General features: G+C 27.3%; 14 protein-coding genes. 5 read left to right on the forward strand and 9 right to left on the reverse strand.

What is annotated here, in order from left to right; genetic code table 11:
• Positions 1-3 precede the first annotated feature (3 nt).
• Positions 4-471, forward strand: coding sequence for a hypothetical protein (locus tag BHAMNSH16_RS10075; RefSeq protein WP_069731444.1), 468 nt, complete (start codon positions 4-6; stop codon positions 469-471).
• A gap of 58 nt (positions 472-529) precedes the next feature.
• Here the strand turns inward: BHAMNSH16_RS10075 and BHAMNSH16_RS10080 are convergent, their stop codons facing one another.
• The 7 genes from BHAMNSH16_RS10080 to BHAMNSH16_RS10105 all read right to left on the reverse strand — a co-directional run bounded on the left by BHAMNSH16_RS10080 (position 530) and on the right by BHAMNSH16_RS10105 (position 7775).
• Positions 530-1084, reverse strand: coding sequence for a hypothetical protein (locus tag BHAMNSH16_RS10080; RefSeq protein WP_069731445.1), 555 nt, complete (start codon positions 1082-1084; stop codon positions 530-532).
• Positions 1085-1099: 15 nt separating this feature from the next.
• Complete coding sequence (locus BHAMNSH16_RS10085; protein WP_069731446.1) at positions 1100-1603, reverse strand: STM3941 family protein; 504 nt, start codon at positions 1601-1603, stop codon at positions 1100-1102.
• Positions 1604-1712: 109 nt separating this feature from the next.
• Entirely contained in the window at positions 1713-1889 is a 177-nt protein-coding gene (locus tag BHAMNSH16_RS14325) for an FmdB family zinc ribbon protein (protein WP_008727003.1), read from the reverse strand.
• Between the two features lie 65 nt (positions 1890-1954).
• Entirely contained in the window at positions 1955-3025 is a 1071-nt protein-coding gene (locus BHAMNSH16_RS10090) for a DUF3810 domain-containing protein (protein WP_069731447.1), read from the reverse strand.
• A gap of 48 nt (positions 3026-3073) precedes the next feature.
• Positions 3074-3877, reverse strand: coding sequence for a hypothetical protein (locus tag BHAMNSH16_RS10095; protein ID WP_008729381.1), 804 nt, complete (start codon positions 3875-3877; stop codon positions 3074-3076).
• Positions 3878-3914: 37 nt separating this feature from the next.
• Positions 3915-6311 carry a sensor histidine kinase gene (locus BHAMNSH16_RS10100; RefSeq protein WP_069731448.1) on the reverse strand — a complete coding sequence of 799 codons (2397 nt, stop codon included), beginning with the start codon at positions 6309-6311 and terminating at the stop codon, positions 3915-3917.
• A gap of 36 nt (positions 6312-6347) precedes the next feature.
• On the reverse strand, positions 6348-7775 hold the full coding sequence (locus tag BHAMNSH16_RS10105) for an alpha-amylase family glycosyl hydrolase (RefSeq protein ID WP_039954634.1): 1428 nt from the start codon (positions 7773-7775) through the stop codon (positions 6348-6350).
• 231 nt (positions 7776-8006) lie between these two features.
• Here BHAMNSH16_RS10105 and BHAMNSH16_RS10110 point away from each other — a divergent pair, with 231 nt between their 5' ends.
• A complete protein-coding gene (locus BHAMNSH16_RS10110) occupies positions 8007-8714 on the forward strand; it encodes a PleD family two-component system response regulator (protein WP_069731449.1) in 708 nt (235 codons plus the stop codon).
• Between the two features lie 28 nt (positions 8715-8742).
• A complete protein-coding gene (thiD, locus tag BHAMNSH16_RS10115; RefSeq protein WP_008726834.1) occupies positions 8743-9552 on the forward strand; it encodes a bifunctional hydroxymethylpyrimidine kinase/phosphomethylpyrimidine kinase in 810 nt (269 codons plus the stop codon).
• A gap of 186 nt (positions 9553-9738) precedes the next feature.
• On the opposite strand, the gene BHAMNSH16_RS10120 is transcribed toward thiD, so the two are convergent.
• Both BHAMNSH16_RS10120 and glyS read right to left on the reverse strand, forming a co-directional pair.
• Complete coding sequence (locus BHAMNSH16_RS10120; RefSeq protein ID WP_008726835.1) at positions 9739-10500, reverse strand: hypothetical protein; 762 nt, start codon at positions 10498-10500, stop codon at positions 9739-9741.
• Positions 10501-10666: 166 nt separating this feature from the next.
• Positions 10667-12760, reverse strand: coding sequence for a glycine--tRNA ligase subunit beta (gene glyS / locus BHAMNSH16_RS10125; protein ID WP_069731450.1), 2094 nt, complete (start codon positions 12758-12760; stop codon positions 10667-10669).
• Between the two features lie 238 nt (positions 12761-12998).
• Here glyS and lpxC point away from each other — a divergent pair, with 238 nt between their 5' ends.
• Together lpxC and BHAMNSH16_RS10135 are read left to right on the forward strand one after the other, a co-directional pair.
• Entirely contained in the window at positions 12999-14291 is a 1293-nt protein-coding gene (gene lpxC / locus BHAMNSH16_RS10130; protein WP_008728466.1) for a UDP-3-O-acyl-N-acetylglucosamine deacetylase, read from the forward strand.
• A gap of 57 nt (positions 14292-14348) precedes the next feature.
• Positions 14349-15203: a sigma-70 family RNA polymerase sigma factor gene (locus BHAMNSH16_RS10135; protein WP_008728465.1), complete on the forward strand. Its 855-nt coding sequence runs from the start codon at positions 14349-14351 to the stop codon at positions 15201-15203.
• Positions 15204-15205 lie beyond the last annotated feature (2 nt).

A 15205-nucleotide genomic window follows, 5' to 3' on the forward strand; every position in this document is an offset into this window, starting at 1 on the left:
TATATGAAAATATTTTTATTATTTTTGACTATTGCAAGTTTAGCCTTTTCACAATATCATTATTCTCCGGCTAATAGAGTAGGTAATGTCAGACCTTTTATACCATCTACGGCAAAAACTGCCATACCGTTATATCCGTATAAAAATGATCTTTCTAAACCGAGATTTGCAAATCCGGGATATACTAAAAGTTATTACAGAAACGGAAGATTTCATTACTTTGGAAGCGGCTATATGAGTTATTGGGATAGACAGAAATTAAGAGATATAGACGGCAGATATTCTCCTAGATACAGAATGCTTGAAAATCAGATGAGAATAAATAACTCTACTATTAAATCTCAAATACATCAGAGGAATCCTAATAATAATGTTGTAAATAGTGCTGTAAATGATAATTTTAGAATAGAAATGGAAATGCAGATGATTAGAACTTTAAGAGAGCTTGATATTAATAGAACTTTTAAATGATTTAGATTATTATTTTTATAAAGGTGCATTTTTTTATTAATGCACCTTTTTTATATTATCAATAATAATCTCTGTAATATTTTTTATAATCATCTTCTTCATTATCATCATCATCTATATCTCTATAATTATCATCAAAAAATTGAAACATGCTGTTTATAAATTTATTGCTTATATCCAAATCTCCCAAATATATGTATAGCGGATCTTCTGATATTACTCTTCCTTTGAATTTCCTAAAATAATAAGTTTGAGGATCTTTTAAATATATAAATAAATAGCTTCCTATTATATCCAAGTCTTTTATCTCCTTCCAGAGAACATAAATATAATTTTTTACAAGTAAGTTATTATAATATATCCCTTTATCATCTAATATGAAACTAGGCTTTTTAAATATAACGCTTCTTATCAATATAATAGAGAGTATAATAACACCAAACATAAAGAAAGATACTACAAATATAATAGCAGCTTTCATATCCTCATCAGGTTTTTTTGTAAATAATACATCTATTAAAAGTACAGCAATAATTAATCCTATCATCATTACCGCAAAGAATCTTATATTATTGATATAAATTTTAATAGAAAATTTTGTATCTTTTTTCATAGTTGAATATCTCCTTTATGATTTTTTATTTTCAAAATAATATGTTATGAGATATATTAAAGTATTCGTTTTCATTTTTAGCTCTGACATATATAAAACAATAGGCTCATCATTATTTTTTTTATTATCTAATAAACTGCTTTCTTCTTTTAAATAAATATATATAAATGTTTTTGAGAAAACTATTTCTTTAATCTCTTTCCATCTTATAAATATATTTTTATTTTTTAATAATACATAATATTCTATTCCATTTTCATCTAATATAATTACAGGTCTTTTAGATTTTAAGCATTGAAAAATAAAAGTTAAAAGACATATAGAAAAAAGTATTAATATAAATATACTGATAATTTCCTCTTTTAATTCTTTTTTATTTATAAATATAAATATACCAATTAAAATAAAAATCAAAGATACAAATATAAGTATAGATAATTTTTTTTTATTTACATATATTTCAATCTTAGGGAAAGACTCATTAATCTGAATTTCATTATTATTTAATTCTTCATTCATAAAAATAATACCGCCTATAATTGATTTATATATCAAATATTATAATAATTCAATAGGCAGTTATTTAGATAATATGAATAATAAGAGTAAAAATATAAAAAATAATCTGTTATATTGCTTTTACAATTTCATCAATATTTCTTGTTCTTGAGCTTTTGCAGTAAGGACATTTTTGTTTATTAAGTTTTATTATCAATAAATTTATGGTATATTTTTTTCTTCTTACAGTAAATCTTCTTTTACATTTTTTGCATTGATAAAAATAAGGCGGTTCATCTAAACGCATATAAATATATCCTATTATAGTTATAAATTGTATTTATTTTTATTATCGTAAAACTTTAAATTTTATTAAGGTTTAATATTATGGTATAACACTAAAAGCTTTACAACCCTTGAATAACTTTTTATTCCGTCATCTTGGCTGTTCGCTTTAAGGTATGTATCATTTACTTTTTGGCTTACTTTGGAAAGATTTCCCATATACTGCTGCCAAAACTCATAATATTTTTTTATTTCTTCTTTAGTGTCGCTATTTAAATTTGACATCAAATGTGCATAGTTTTCATCTCTTTTTAATTCCCCAAGCACATAAAGAAGTGCCTCAAAATTACCAGAGTACCTAACAAAAGGATCTGTATGTTTTGAACAGGCTATATATGATATAAAATTAGCCTCATCTTCATAAGCTATACCTATTTGATGAGCCATTTCATGTGCTATTGTGAAAGGCATTGATATGCTTGGAATGAGTATATTTACATTTGCTTCAGATGTAAAAGGAGAATATATGCCTGTTATTTGAAGATGCAGAAATAGCTTTGATATCATTATTGGCTTTGTTTTTGAATAATGCATATTTAAAAACTCAAATTCTTCAAATACTTTGTTATATTCTGATTCTATCATTCTATTTAAAGCCTGATAATTAGTATTAATTTCTTTATATTTCATTTCATTTTTCAGCTCATTTATATTTTTTATAAGTGTATCAGCTAATAAATATATATCATCATTATTGATTTCTTTCGGCGGATAATTATCTATTAAAGGAACTCTGTGATAATTTAATCCCCATACTAAAAGAAATACTATATATATAACAATTATAAAACAGGCTAGTATATATAAAAAATTCAATGCTGTTTTTGATTTATCTGCTAATGATTTTATATTCTCATTGAAAAATGATTTTTTAAAAGCTATTATAATAAAAATAATAACTGCTATTATAAGTAAAAAAAGCAGAAGCTCTCCTAATGAAAAATTAAAATTTGAAGATATACGATTTAAAGATCCGGCTATTTTCTTGTATATTAATCTTGAATAATAATTTTCTACAAAGTTTTTAGAAAATGTTACTATTTTTAATATGATAACAACGAATATAAGGGATAACATTAAAGTAATTTTTATTCTCATAAGTATTATTATTATACTAAAAAGTAAAAAATTGTAAAGGTATGTATATTATTTCATTTTTTTAATATCAGCATCCATTTTCTTTTTCCAAAGATCATACATTTTCTTTTTCTCTTCGGATTCTTCATTTTCATTTAAATATACATGTATTCTTCTTAGGGAGGCTATGATATTTAAAGCCATTTTCATATCATCTAATCTTTTATCCTGAAGTTCATATTTAGTTCTGTATTGTTCAGCAGCGGAAGCCAATAATTTTTTTACTAGCTCCATCATTTTTACTCTAAATTTGTAGCCTTCTAATTCAGGGCTTAATTCTTTAATATAGTTTTTAAAATCTATCATATTTTTGCATATAGTAGCGAATCTAGCTTCAATTTCTATAAAATTTTGAAGCCATTTAGAGTTTTCTCCGTAGCAATATTTGAAATAGTCTATGATATATCCGAATGAGCAAACAAATCTGTATCTCCATTCATCAGATAATTTATCTTTAAAATATTCATGTATTTCTTCATTTAGAGAGAGCGAATCATCAGTATGATTTCCGAATACTTCCTCTAAAAGCATAATAGCTTTGTTTATATATCTTCTTCCATCATTGAGCTGATTATCAGAACGAACATCTATAAATTCTATAGCTATATAACAAGTAGTTGCAATATAAGAAGATGCTTGAATATATAATACGGCCGCCTCTATTTTTTTAGAAGCTATTTCAAAATTATCTTCTATAGTAAGTAAATCTTTTTCTACTTTTACTAATTTTGCTTCTATTCCAGCAAGTAAATTTTTGTATTTATTTTGCATTCTGGAACAATCAGCTTTTGCAGCTTCGCTTATTTTAGCCATATTTTATCTCCACCAAATTATTATCGGAAAATGATTTTTAATTATTTAAACTAACAGGTATAGAAACAAAAAAAGTTGTTATCTTAAATTGTCCATTAACACTTTTTATCACCATACTTCCGCCATGAGCTTCTACTATTCTTTTGGAAATGGCAAGTCCTATACCCACTCCATGACTTTTTGTTGTAAAGAATGGAGTAAATACTTTTTCAGCTAATTCCGGTTCTATATATGAATTAGTATTTTCCACTATTATATCTATCATAGATTCCCTGTAAGCATTATCATCAAATATAACACTGATAATCGAATCTTCATCTCCGTTATTTATGGCATCTATAGCATTAATTATCAGATTGGATATAACTTCATTCATTCTGTCATAATCCCATTTTACAACATCTTCTTTAGTGATTTTAGCAGCATAGAATTTAATATTTTTTCCGCTTTTTTTAATATATTCTTTTGCTAAAATAGTGAGGTACTTAATCATATCATCTATTTTTATATTTTCTACTTCCAGATTAATACTTTTAGCAAATGATAAATTCCTTCTCAAATAATTTTCTAAATTTTCTACCTCATTAGCTATTATCTGAGCATAGTTTTTAATATTTTCTTCTTTACTAACCTTAACAAGCCTATTAGCAAATCCAGCAATAGGTACTATAAAGTTTCTAAGATTATGAGCCATAGAAGAACTCATCTCACCTATTATAGCTAAACTTTTTAAATCTAATAATGTTTTTTCTGCCGCTTTTAAGGCATTGTTATTTTTTTCTATTTCATTATAAAGATATGAATACTCTAAAGCTACCGCTGCCTGTCTTCCGAACATTTTTAAATAGTCTAAATCATCTTCCGGTATAGGCTTTCCATTATAAGAATTATCAACTACAACCATACCTATACAATTTGTTGCATTCATTATAGGTATTATAGCGAAAGGACAGTATCCGAATATATCTGTATATTTTTTTATTTGTTCTACTTCCTGATTATCTGTATTTGTTATATTGATGCTGTTCTTATTATTAAATACATCAAAGAATAATTTGCAGTTTTCATTATTCGGTATAACAGTATTTAAGAATTTCTGATTTAAATCCCAAGAATCTTCCATGCTTCTTCTATCAAAAGAAAGCATTAATTTTTCCCTAAGGGCATATTTATCCAGCTTTTGCATATTACTCCATATCATACCGGCTTCCTGAGCATTTGTAGGAGCAACGCACATTCTTCCTCTAAATACATTAAATTCTTTATCATAAAGAAAAGCAAATGCCCTGTTAAAAGCAAATACATCTCCTATTGTTGCTATTGTCAGAAGTAAAAATAATATGTCTTCTGTTTTTGAACGCTCCAATAGAATATTGCTTATATCATATAATGTATTCAAACGAGACATGTGTTTCATGTTTTTTTCATTTGCTTTGCTTAATTCTACAATGTTATAATGTTCAGAAATTCTGCTCGCTATATTAGCTAGAAGCGGATTAAATAAATTAAGGTCATTTATATCAAAATCTCCAAGCGGATTAACAGCATCAGGTATTTTATCTATAACAACTATATAGCCTATGCAATTATTTTTTACAGGTATTCTATTGAATAGTACGGACCTGTTTATAATACCTTTAAATCTTTCATAATATTTATTGTTTGCTGCATTATTTATATAGAATATGCCTTTATCCCAAAATTCTACTATATAAATATTATCATCAAACATTGAATAATCAAAATTATCCGGAAACCCATAACTAGATCTCGTATATAGTTCATTATTTTCGTTTCTAAGTCTTATAAATGCTTTATTAGCAGTAAAAATATTTGCAATATCATTTGCTAATTGATTTAAATTATTTTCAAAATCATCAACTTCGCTTAATTTTAAGTATAATTCCCTAAGCAGTTTTAATTGTTTATCTCTTTCCTTATATGTTACGCTTTGAAGCACATTATTAGCATATACAGCAAAGTGTCCTATCACATTTTTTATTTCGTTAACTATAGAGTTATAGAATTCTATTTTATTTTCTTTATTTCTAAAAACTACAACTCCTATAGGATTGGCATAGAAAAATATAGGAAGTACAAACATAGATGAATAATTTGAAAATACTTCCATATTTGTATGATTAATATTTTCACCTATAAAAACTTTCTGATCATATAATACATCTTTACAATGATTGGCGGATATTGGAAAATCAACTTTACATACATAGTATCTGTCAATTCCATATACGCCTCTAAGTATAAGATAATCGCCTTTAGGAAAATACACTTCTCCGCAATCAAAATTGTAATACCGGCAGGTTTTTTCTAAGAATAAATCAACAACTTGGTCTATTTCATTGGTGTTCTCTGCAAAAAGCAGTCCCATAGATAAATCCGAAAAAAAACTGTCTATAGATTTTCTCTCTTCCATAAAATCAACTTCCTATTTTTTATCAAACACTTTTACCTATAAAGCAAATATTTTTAATTCATACGGCAATATGTCTATAGTTTCTGTAATATTTTCTATTTTATTTTCAAATGATATATCTTTTTTTATGCCGTATTCTTTTGTATCCAATTTTCTAGTTTTAGAAGTTATATTAACTATAATTAAAAGTTTCTCACTTTCATCTAAATTATATTTATAAAACTTTCTAAAAGGATCTTTTTCTTTTTTTTCTTTATAATTTTTTTCTTGTTCATAGTATCCATAATGAGTATCGGTTTCTTTTTTCAATTTATCTAGTTTCTTTTTTTCTTCTATATCAATGGAAACTATTTTACCGCAATCAGCAAGTATAGTGTTATTTTTTATATAATTAGTGATATCTTTTATGTATTCGCTTAAATCATAGCTGATATTTTCATAATCTTTTTGATTACCGCCTACAACATTGCATCTTTTTAAGAATCCGTATTCATCACCCAAAGTTATCATCCACATATCGCATACTATAGCTGTGAATAGGAAAGTCTGTTTTACCTGCCAAATATTTCCGTCATATTCAGAAATAAGCCTTTTTGTATCATGATTGCTTGGGAATGCTATTTGCCTGCATTTTTCTCTTGCAAGATCATACTGTTCTATAAACCATTCGCCTTCATAATCCCACCATTTGGCACTGCTTGCCACATAATCGAAACCTGCATCAATTAGCTTCTCAGTATCTTCCATAGAGCAGCCTAAACTTTCAGCAAAGAATATAACTTTATTATTTATCTGTTTAGCATTATATATTAGATATTTCCATAATTTTTTAGGGACTTTATATGCCGCATCACATCTGAATCCGCTGAATCCTAAATCTAGATTATGTTTTATTAAATCATTCCAATAATACCATATAGGATTTAATATTTCATTATCATTAATATGCTGATTATTTTCTTTTTCTTCATTTTCTGCATTGCCGTCTTGATTATCTTTAGTATTAGCATTTTCTTCTTCGTCTTTTTCATTGGGATTCATTTTATTATTGAACACAGCTAAATCACCCCATTCAATCCATTTTCCATTATCCCAAGCCCCCGGAGACTGCAAAACTCCGTCTTTGGTTTTATACCATTCAAAATGTTCATTAACAAGATTACAGTCCTTTGATGAATGGTTAATAACTAAATCTATCATTACTTTTATTTTTTGATTATTGCAATAGGCAAGAAAATCTTTTAACTCTTTTTCTGCGATTTCTTGTTCAGAACTAGTGAAAAAAGCAGGGTTATATTTGTAATAATATTTTGTAGCGTATAAACTTCCGCTAAATCCGGGATATGTTATAGGATTAATGTATACCCATTCAAATCCCATATTCTTAATCCTATCAATATGGCTGTACCAATTTTTTATATGCCCTAAAAGAGGCGGAAATAAATTATATCCAGATATTTTCATGTCTTTATTATATATAATTAAAGAAAAAAAACAACTTTTTATATATTTTTGTTAATAAAAAACTTTATAGTAGTTTTTATTAAATATATAATATATTGTATTATATATTAATAAGTTATTATAGAAATATTTGCTTTATCATTTGTGATGAAGTTTATATATATTATTGATTTTAATTTTTTCTATTATATAATGTAATAACAATATAATTAATTTTTCAGGTATAAAATTATGAGAGTATTAATTTATGATTCATCTTTACAGATAAGAGATAGTCTTATCAGTATTCTTATTACAGCAGGATATGAAGTTGTTGCTGTGAAGGATAAAAATAATATTTTGAGCATGTTTGGTAAACTTCCTTTTTCTATTGCTATTATAGAAGTTGGAGAAAATGATGCTGATATGGAGAGTATACTTGAAAAAATATATTTAGATGACAGATATCATGGTGTGCATGTTATAGTTCATGTTGCAGATCCTAGCAGGGAATTTTTTACTAAGATGATGAGAATAGGGGTTTCAGGTTTTTTATTAAAGCCTTTTAATGAAAAAGATTTTTTGAATAGATTTAATGTTTTAATAGATAAGGCAGGAGTTAAGCCTAAAAAACTAAAACATATAGTAATAAACAATTTGGATAATTTTAAATTGGTATTTAGACATGACGGAGTAAGACAGATTCTTCATGGTATGATAATAGAAATGTCTCCGGTAGGATTAAAATTTATTATGCCGCCTGAAGAAGCTAGTATAGAAGTAGGGCATGTTATAAAGAATGCTTCTATGTCTATTAGTTCTTATAAAATAAGTTTTTCTATTAATATATTGGAAAAGATAGGAAATGAATATATTGGTGAATTTGAGGATTTATCTGTATTTAATGCTAAATTGATATGTAAATTTATATATGATAAATACATAGAAAAATTAAAGTGATATTATTTATTATTACAGGAGTTTGACAATGGTAAAGGCTTTGACAATAGCCGGATTTGATGGTTCCGGAGGTGCGGGTATACAGGCAGATTTGAAAACTTTTTCTGCTTTGGGCTGTTATGGAATGTGCGTACTTACTGCATTGCCTGTGCAGAATACTCAGGGTGTAAGAAGCTGCTATGAAATAGAATTAAAGGCTATAAAAGAACAATTAGAATGCATATTTGATGATATTATACCTGATGCTATAAAGATAGGAATGCTTTTTAATAGCGATATAATAAAGCTAGTTGCTGATTTTTTGGGCAGTAATGCTAAAAATATACCTATAGTAGTTGATCCTGTAATGGTAGCTAAAAGCGGAGATAGGCTTCTTTTGGAGGAGGCAGTGGACAGTTTAAAAAAATACATACTTCCTATTTCTACAATTGTAACTCCGAATATACCAGAGGCAGAGGATTTAACTCTAAAAAAAATAAAAACTGATGATGATATGATAGATGCTGCTAATGATATACTTAATATGGGAGCAAAGAATGTTATGCTTAAAGGCGGGCATTTGGAAGGAGAGCTTTCAAGAGATTTATTTATGAGTAAAGAAAGTAAAGAGTTTTTAGATGCTTTAAGAATAGATACAAAAAATACTCATGGTACAGGATGCACTCTTTCTGCTGCAATATGCAGTTATATAGCACATGGTAAAAGTCCTCTTGAGGCTTCAAAACTAGGAAAAGAGTATTTATTTAATGCATTAAAGGCCGCCAAAACTGATAGTGTAGGAAAAGGTCATGGTCCTGTTCATCATTTTTATGAGGCTTGGACTCATTTAAGTATATAATTTATTTATAGTATTTATATATTGGAATGCATTTTTAATAAAAATTATTAGCATTTGTTAAGTTTATTTTGCAGATATTATTAGCTAATAAAATTTATATGATAAATAAAATAATTTTTAATATTTTTTTATTAAATAAAAAAGGACTTTATATTTTTATAAAGCCCTTTTTTGTTTGATAATTTTTTATTTAACTTCTTTTAATGTACCTTTCAAAGTTAAAGTGTCATTTTCAAAAGTACCCTGCAAATCTCCCTGCCAATAAGGAAGTCCGTCTTTAGCCTTATCAGTAACCATCTGAATATCAGTAAAATTTATGTCATTAGAAATTTGAGAAGTGCTTATTTTATTATTATCTAGTCCATAACCTATTTTGAATATTCCGTTAGTATCAGATTTTAATTCATAAACCCAAGGATAAACTGTAGGTCCTCCAGCATGAGCATATCTTATGGTAATTACTCCTGTTTCATCTTTGGTAACTCCTGTTCCTGTAATCATAGGACCATTAGTTCCATCTAAAGTTTTTTGTGATACTCCGGTTCCTGTCATACCGTCAAAATTATAGGTTTTAGCAGGTGAAACTCCGTAAAGCACAAAGAATCCGAATCCTCTTTCTATTTTATTATTTGCATATTGTTTATTTTCGTATCTGTATGAGTCCCAAGATTTAGTAGCTCCTTTTGGAGTTGAAGCTCCTGTAGCAGCGTCTACTTTAGCATCAATATTGCCGTAAGTTCCTGAAACTTTTAAATATGAGTTTTGCATTAAGTTATTATCATCATTTGCTTTTTCTCCGAATACAGCCTGAAAATCTATATCCATAGTGCCGGCTTCAGATGATGCATTATTATTTGATGTTCCTTCTTGATTTGATGTTGTATCTGCTTTTGTACATGAAAATACTAAAACAAATATAAATAGTACTATAGGTATAATTTTTTTCATTTTTTCTCCTTTTTTGTATTTATGATATAATAAAATATATAGAAAATATTACAATAATAAAATGTAAATTTTTTTTATATTTGATAAATTATATAGCCAATACAAAAAAGCACCTCCATTTGTAATAAATGAAAGTGCCTTTTATAATGATTTATTTAATTATTTTTTATTTTACTAAACTAGAGAAATCAAGCATATTTTTAAAAATTTTATCAACTGAAGAAAGCAAAGCTATACGATTATTTTTGATTTTTTCATCGTCTACATTTACCATAATATCTTTGAAAAATTTATCCAAAGGTTCGTATAAACTAGCTAATAAGGCAAATGTTTTTTCATATTCTCTATTTTCCATAAGTTTATTAACTTCATTTAATTTTTCTTTATATGTATTGTATAGAGATTTTTCTGCCTCTTCTTTTAATAAAGATTCATCTAAGTTTACATCTTTAGCAGATTTAATCATATTCTTAATTCTTTTAAATACTAATAAAAGATTTGAGAATAGCTCTTCATTTTTCTTTCTGAATGCATCAATAGCTTCTATTTTTAAGTAAGCGTCATACATATCGTCTATACCTGTAGAAAGAACACCTGCAACGGAATCTTTAGCAAAATCAATATCATTTTCAAAACGGGATTTAAAGAACTCGAATATATCTTTTACTAAATCTTCGCTTTTATTATTTCTTGCTTCTTTAGGCATAGAATTAATTGACTGTTCTATTAATTTTTTAAGATTAACATGCTTTTTAGATTTTGTAAGTATATTAATAATACCTAAAGCCTGTCTTCTTAAAGCATTAGGGTCTTGAGAGCCTGTTGGTATATCTCCTACATAGAATCCGGCTGCTATATTATCCATTTTGTCAAGTATAGCTATAGCCTTACCTGTATCATTAGAAGGTATTTCATCAGCAGCAAATAAGGGTCTGTACTGTTCATTGATAGCTAAAGCAACATCGTCATTAAGATTCATAGCTTTTGCAAAATATCCGCCCATTATACCCTGAAGCTCTGGGAAATTATAAACCATATTGCTTACTAAATCTGATTTCATATATTTAATAGCTTTAAGTATATTTTCTTTATCTTTTTCATAGCCTAAAAGTGTTATTAAAAGCTCAGAGTTTTTCTCAAGTCTTTTTACTTTATCAGCAACACTTCCAAGCTCTTTTCTAAACATAAGCATTTCAAGTCTTTCATTCATCTCGTCCATACCTTTTCTTATATCCTCTTGGTATAAGAATCTTCCGTCTGAAAGTCTTGCTGTTAATACTCTTATATTTCCAGCTATTATCTGAGGAGTTTTAGGCTGATTAGCTGTTATTACAAATACATTAGTTAAAGAACCGTCTTTTTTACATAATGGGAAGTATTTCTGATGCTCAATCATTTCACTTGTTAATACTTCTTTAGGTACTTCCAAGAATTTAGAATCGAATTCAGCAGTTAGTAAGTACGGCTCTTCTACCAAATCCACAACTATTTCAGATACTTTTTTCTTAGAAACAGCTTCAAATCCAAGCTCTTTTTCTATATTTTCTAATTGATTTATAATATTTTCTAATCTTTTTTCTCTTGAAACTACAACATGTTTTTCTAATAATATTTTTTCATAGTCTTTAGGATTATTAATTTCTTTAAATTCCGGTGAAAGAAGTCTATGTCCTGTTATTTTATTATTAGTTTCTATTCCTGCAACTGAAGTTTTAATGATTTCATTTCCAAATAAAGCAATCACATTTCTTATAGGGCGTACAAAAGCAAAATCTTTATTTCCCCATCTCATTTTCTTTTTAAAATCTATACTTGAAACAATACTTTCTAGTTTTTCTTCAAATAGTTTTTTGGTTTCTATGCCTTTTTTTTCTTTTTTTACGAATATATATTTTTTTCCATTTACTTCTTTTATATATGGTTTATCAAATGATTCATTTTCATCAATATTTTTTACCGAATTAGCATCAATATTATGAGATTTCAAAAATCCTTCTCCTGCTTTTGTAGGAGTACCATCTTTAAAAGCACTTTCAAATAAAGGTCCTCTAAATTCTATAACTTCATCTTTTGATTTTTCTTCTATATCTTCTGCTAAAATTGCTAATCTTCTTGGAGTAGTATATGAGTTAACAGAGCTGAAATTAATACCATTATTTTTTAATGTATTTTCTATTATTTTTTTAAAACTCATACTTGCCGGATATGCAAAATCTGCAGGTATCTCTTCAACCAATATTTCAATGAGTAAATCTTTCACTTTAATATTCCTTAAAATAATAATTATTAATGTCCTATATTGTATATTTATAGTATAAAAAAAACAATATTTTTTGAATATTAATTTGCAATTTTGTTAACTATTTGTTTATTTGTAAGGTTATATTAATAAAGAATAAGAATGTTTAAAGAAAATAATCATTATTTTACGATAATATAAATAAAGTATTGATTATATATAATTAATATACTATATTTGTAAATTGGAAGATTTTAATATGCAGACAGTAACAACTAAACAAAATATATTAATAATAGATGATGAAGAGGATATACTGACTACTTGTCAGGATATTTTAGAAGATGAAGGCTATGGAGTAGATATAGCTAAAAATTATAAAGAAGCAGAGGCTATACTTAATAGTAAGAAAGTAAATTTAGTATTTTTAGATGTATGGCTTCCCGATGTAGACGGTTTGGATATACTTTCTAATATAAAAGAAAAATACCCTAATACCATTGTAATAATGATGAGCGGACATGCCGGAGTTGAAACAGCAGTTAGGGCTACTAAAATGGGGGCTTATGACTTTTTAGAAAAGCCTATTAGCATATCAAAGCTGCTTTCAAGCTGTGAAGATGTATTCAAAGAGAGTATAGATAAAGCGGAAGCATCAGTAAATGAGGAAAATTGCTCTAATAAACCTTGCAGTAATGTAGGATATAAGGTTAAACAGAGAACTATAGCTAAAAGTATTGTTGTAAGCGGTTTCGCATTAATGGAAGGAAGAAAAACTGCATTAACATTGGTTCCTGCAGAGGTTAATACAGGTATAGTTTTTATTGATATTAATACAAATACTCATATAAAATTATCACATAATAATATACTTTCTAAAGATAAATCCGGGGCGGTTAATTCCACAGCATTAGTATCAGGAAACAGATATATAAAAACTACAGAGCATTTCTTGGCGGCACTTCATATGATGGGTATTACTAATTTAATAGTAAAATGTGACGGAGAAGTACCTAATGTAGACGGTTCTGCTTTAGTATTTTGTGATGCTTTAAAAGAGGCTGGTTTTGTAGAGCAGGATGATTATATAGAGCCTATAGTTATAGATACTACCTTAACTTATGGAAATGTTAATGATAATGAAACTTATATAATACTTTCTCCTTATGACGGGCTTGAAGTAAGTCTTCGTATAGATTTTGCAGGATCTATAGGAGTACAGGAATATACATATAAATTTGAAAATTTTGATCAGTTTACTGATGAGATTGGAAGAGCAAGATCATTTAATACTATAGATAATATTGATTATGCCCAAAAAATGGGAATGGCTGGAAGCGGTATGATAGGAAGTCATATACTTCTTTGCGACGGAAAAGTAATAAATACTAAACTTCATTTCGATAATGAGTTTGTAAGACATAAAATTTTGGATATAATTGGAGATTTATATATTTTGGGCAGACCTATAAGAGGCAAAGTTACTGCTAATAAGTCTTCTCATTCTTTCAATCATTCCGTTGTACATGATCTTGCAAATAGATATTTATGAATTTGATTTAATGATTAAAAATGATATAATTAATAACTAATTTAAGAGTATAGAAATATGTCAGAAAGCAGGTTAAGAACTAATACGGAAGAACAGAATAATATATCATTATATTTTGCAGATGCTAAAAAAGAGAAACTTTTAACTAGAGAAGAAGAGATAGAACTCACTAAAAGATTAAAAGAAGGAGATGCTGAAGCAAGATCAAAGCTAATTAGAAGCAATTTAAGATTTGTTATTACAATAGCAAAACAGTATAAAAACAGCGGACTTCTGCTTGAAGATTTAATAAGCGAAGGCAATATGGGGCTTATAATAGCAGCTGATAGATTTGATCCTGATAAAGGGTATCATTTTATATCTTATGCGGTTTATTGGATAAGGCAAAGTATTTTAAGGGCTATAAATGAGAAATCAAGACTTATAAGGCTTCCTTTAAATAAAGCTATGGATTTGGTTGATTTGGAACGCACTGTACATCAATACTATTATAAAAGCGGGTATACTCCTGATGTTAATGAACTTGCCGCAATATTAAATAAAGATCCTAATGATATACTTCATATTATGTCTATGAGTACAGAACATATTTCCCTTGAAGGCGAATATAATTATGACGGTATGAAGGATAGGCTTATTGATACTATAGAGGATAAAACTTCTGCAAATGTTGAAGAAACTGCTATAAACAAAGAGCTTATGGAGGAATTAAAAACCGCTATTGAAAGTTTATCAGATATAGAAAAACAGATTATTAATGCCAGATATGGAATAGATCAGGAGAGAAAAACACTTAAAGAAGTAGGGGAAATGTTTTCTTTTACTAAAGAGCGTATAAGACAGATAGAGAAAAAAGCATTGAGAAAAATGCATTCTCAGAAATATAGTTCATTAAAAGATTTCTTAAAATAATA

It is taken from the genome of Brachyspira hampsonii, from assembly GCF_002214805.1.
GTDB classification, from domain to species: domain Bacteria; phylum Spirochaetota; class Brachyspiria; order Brachyspirales; family Brachyspiraceae; genus Brachyspira; species Brachyspira hampsonii.

Bases quoted from the DNA above. Each gene is read 5' to 3' on its own strand.
- lpxC (WP_008728466.1), top strand. From the start codon at position 12,999: ATGCAGACAGTAACAACTAAACAAAATATATTAATAATAGATGATGAA.
- BHAMNSH16_RS10095 (WP_008729381.1), bottom strand. From the start codon at position 3,877: ATGGCTAAAATAAGCGAAGCTGCAAAAGCTGATTGTTCCAGAATGCAA.
- BHAMNSH16_RS10090 (WP_069731447.1), bottom strand. From the start codon at position 3,025: ATGAGAATAAAAATTACTTTAATGTTATCCCTTATATTCGTTGTTATC.
- BHAMNSH16_RS10085 (WP_069731446.1), bottom strand. From the start codon at position 1,603: ATGAATGAAGAATTAAATAATAATGAAATTCAGATTAATGAGTCTTTC.
- thiD (WP_008726834.1), top strand. From the start codon at position 8,743: ATGGTAAAGGCTTTGACAATAGCCGGATTTGATGGTTCCGGAGGTGCG.
- BHAMNSH16_RS10075 (WP_069731444.1), top strand. From the start codon at position 4: ATGAAAATATTTTTATTATTTTTGACTATTGCAAGTTTAGCCTTTTCA.
- BHAMNSH16_RS14325 (WP_008727003.1), bottom strand. From the start codon at position 1,889: ATGCGTTTAGATGAACCGCCTTATTTTTATCAATGCAAAAAATGTAAA.
- BHAMNSH16_RS10135 (WP_008728465.1), top strand. From the start codon at position 14,349: ATGTCAGAAAGCAGGTTAAGAACTAATACGGAAGAACAGAATAATATA.
- BHAMNSH16_RS10110 (WP_069731449.1), top strand. From the start codon at position 8,007: ATGAGAGTATTAATTTATGATTCATCTTTACAGATAAGAGATAGTCTT.
- BHAMNSH16_RS10120 (WP_008726835.1), bottom strand. From the start codon at position 10,500: ATGAAAAAAATTATACCTATAGTACTATTTATATTTGTTTTAGTATTT.
- BHAMNSH16_RS10100 (WP_069731448.1), bottom strand. From the start codon at position 6,311: ATGGAAGAGAGAAAATCTATAGACAGTTTTTTTTCGGATTTATCTATG.
- BHAMNSH16_RS10080 (WP_069731445.1), bottom strand. From the start codon at position 1,084: ATGAAAAAAGATACAAAATTTTCTATTAAAATTTATATCAATAATATA.
- BHAMNSH16_RS10105 (WP_039954634.1), bottom strand. From the start codon at position 7,775: ATGAAAATATCTGGATATAATTTATTTCCGCCTCTTTTAGGGCATATA.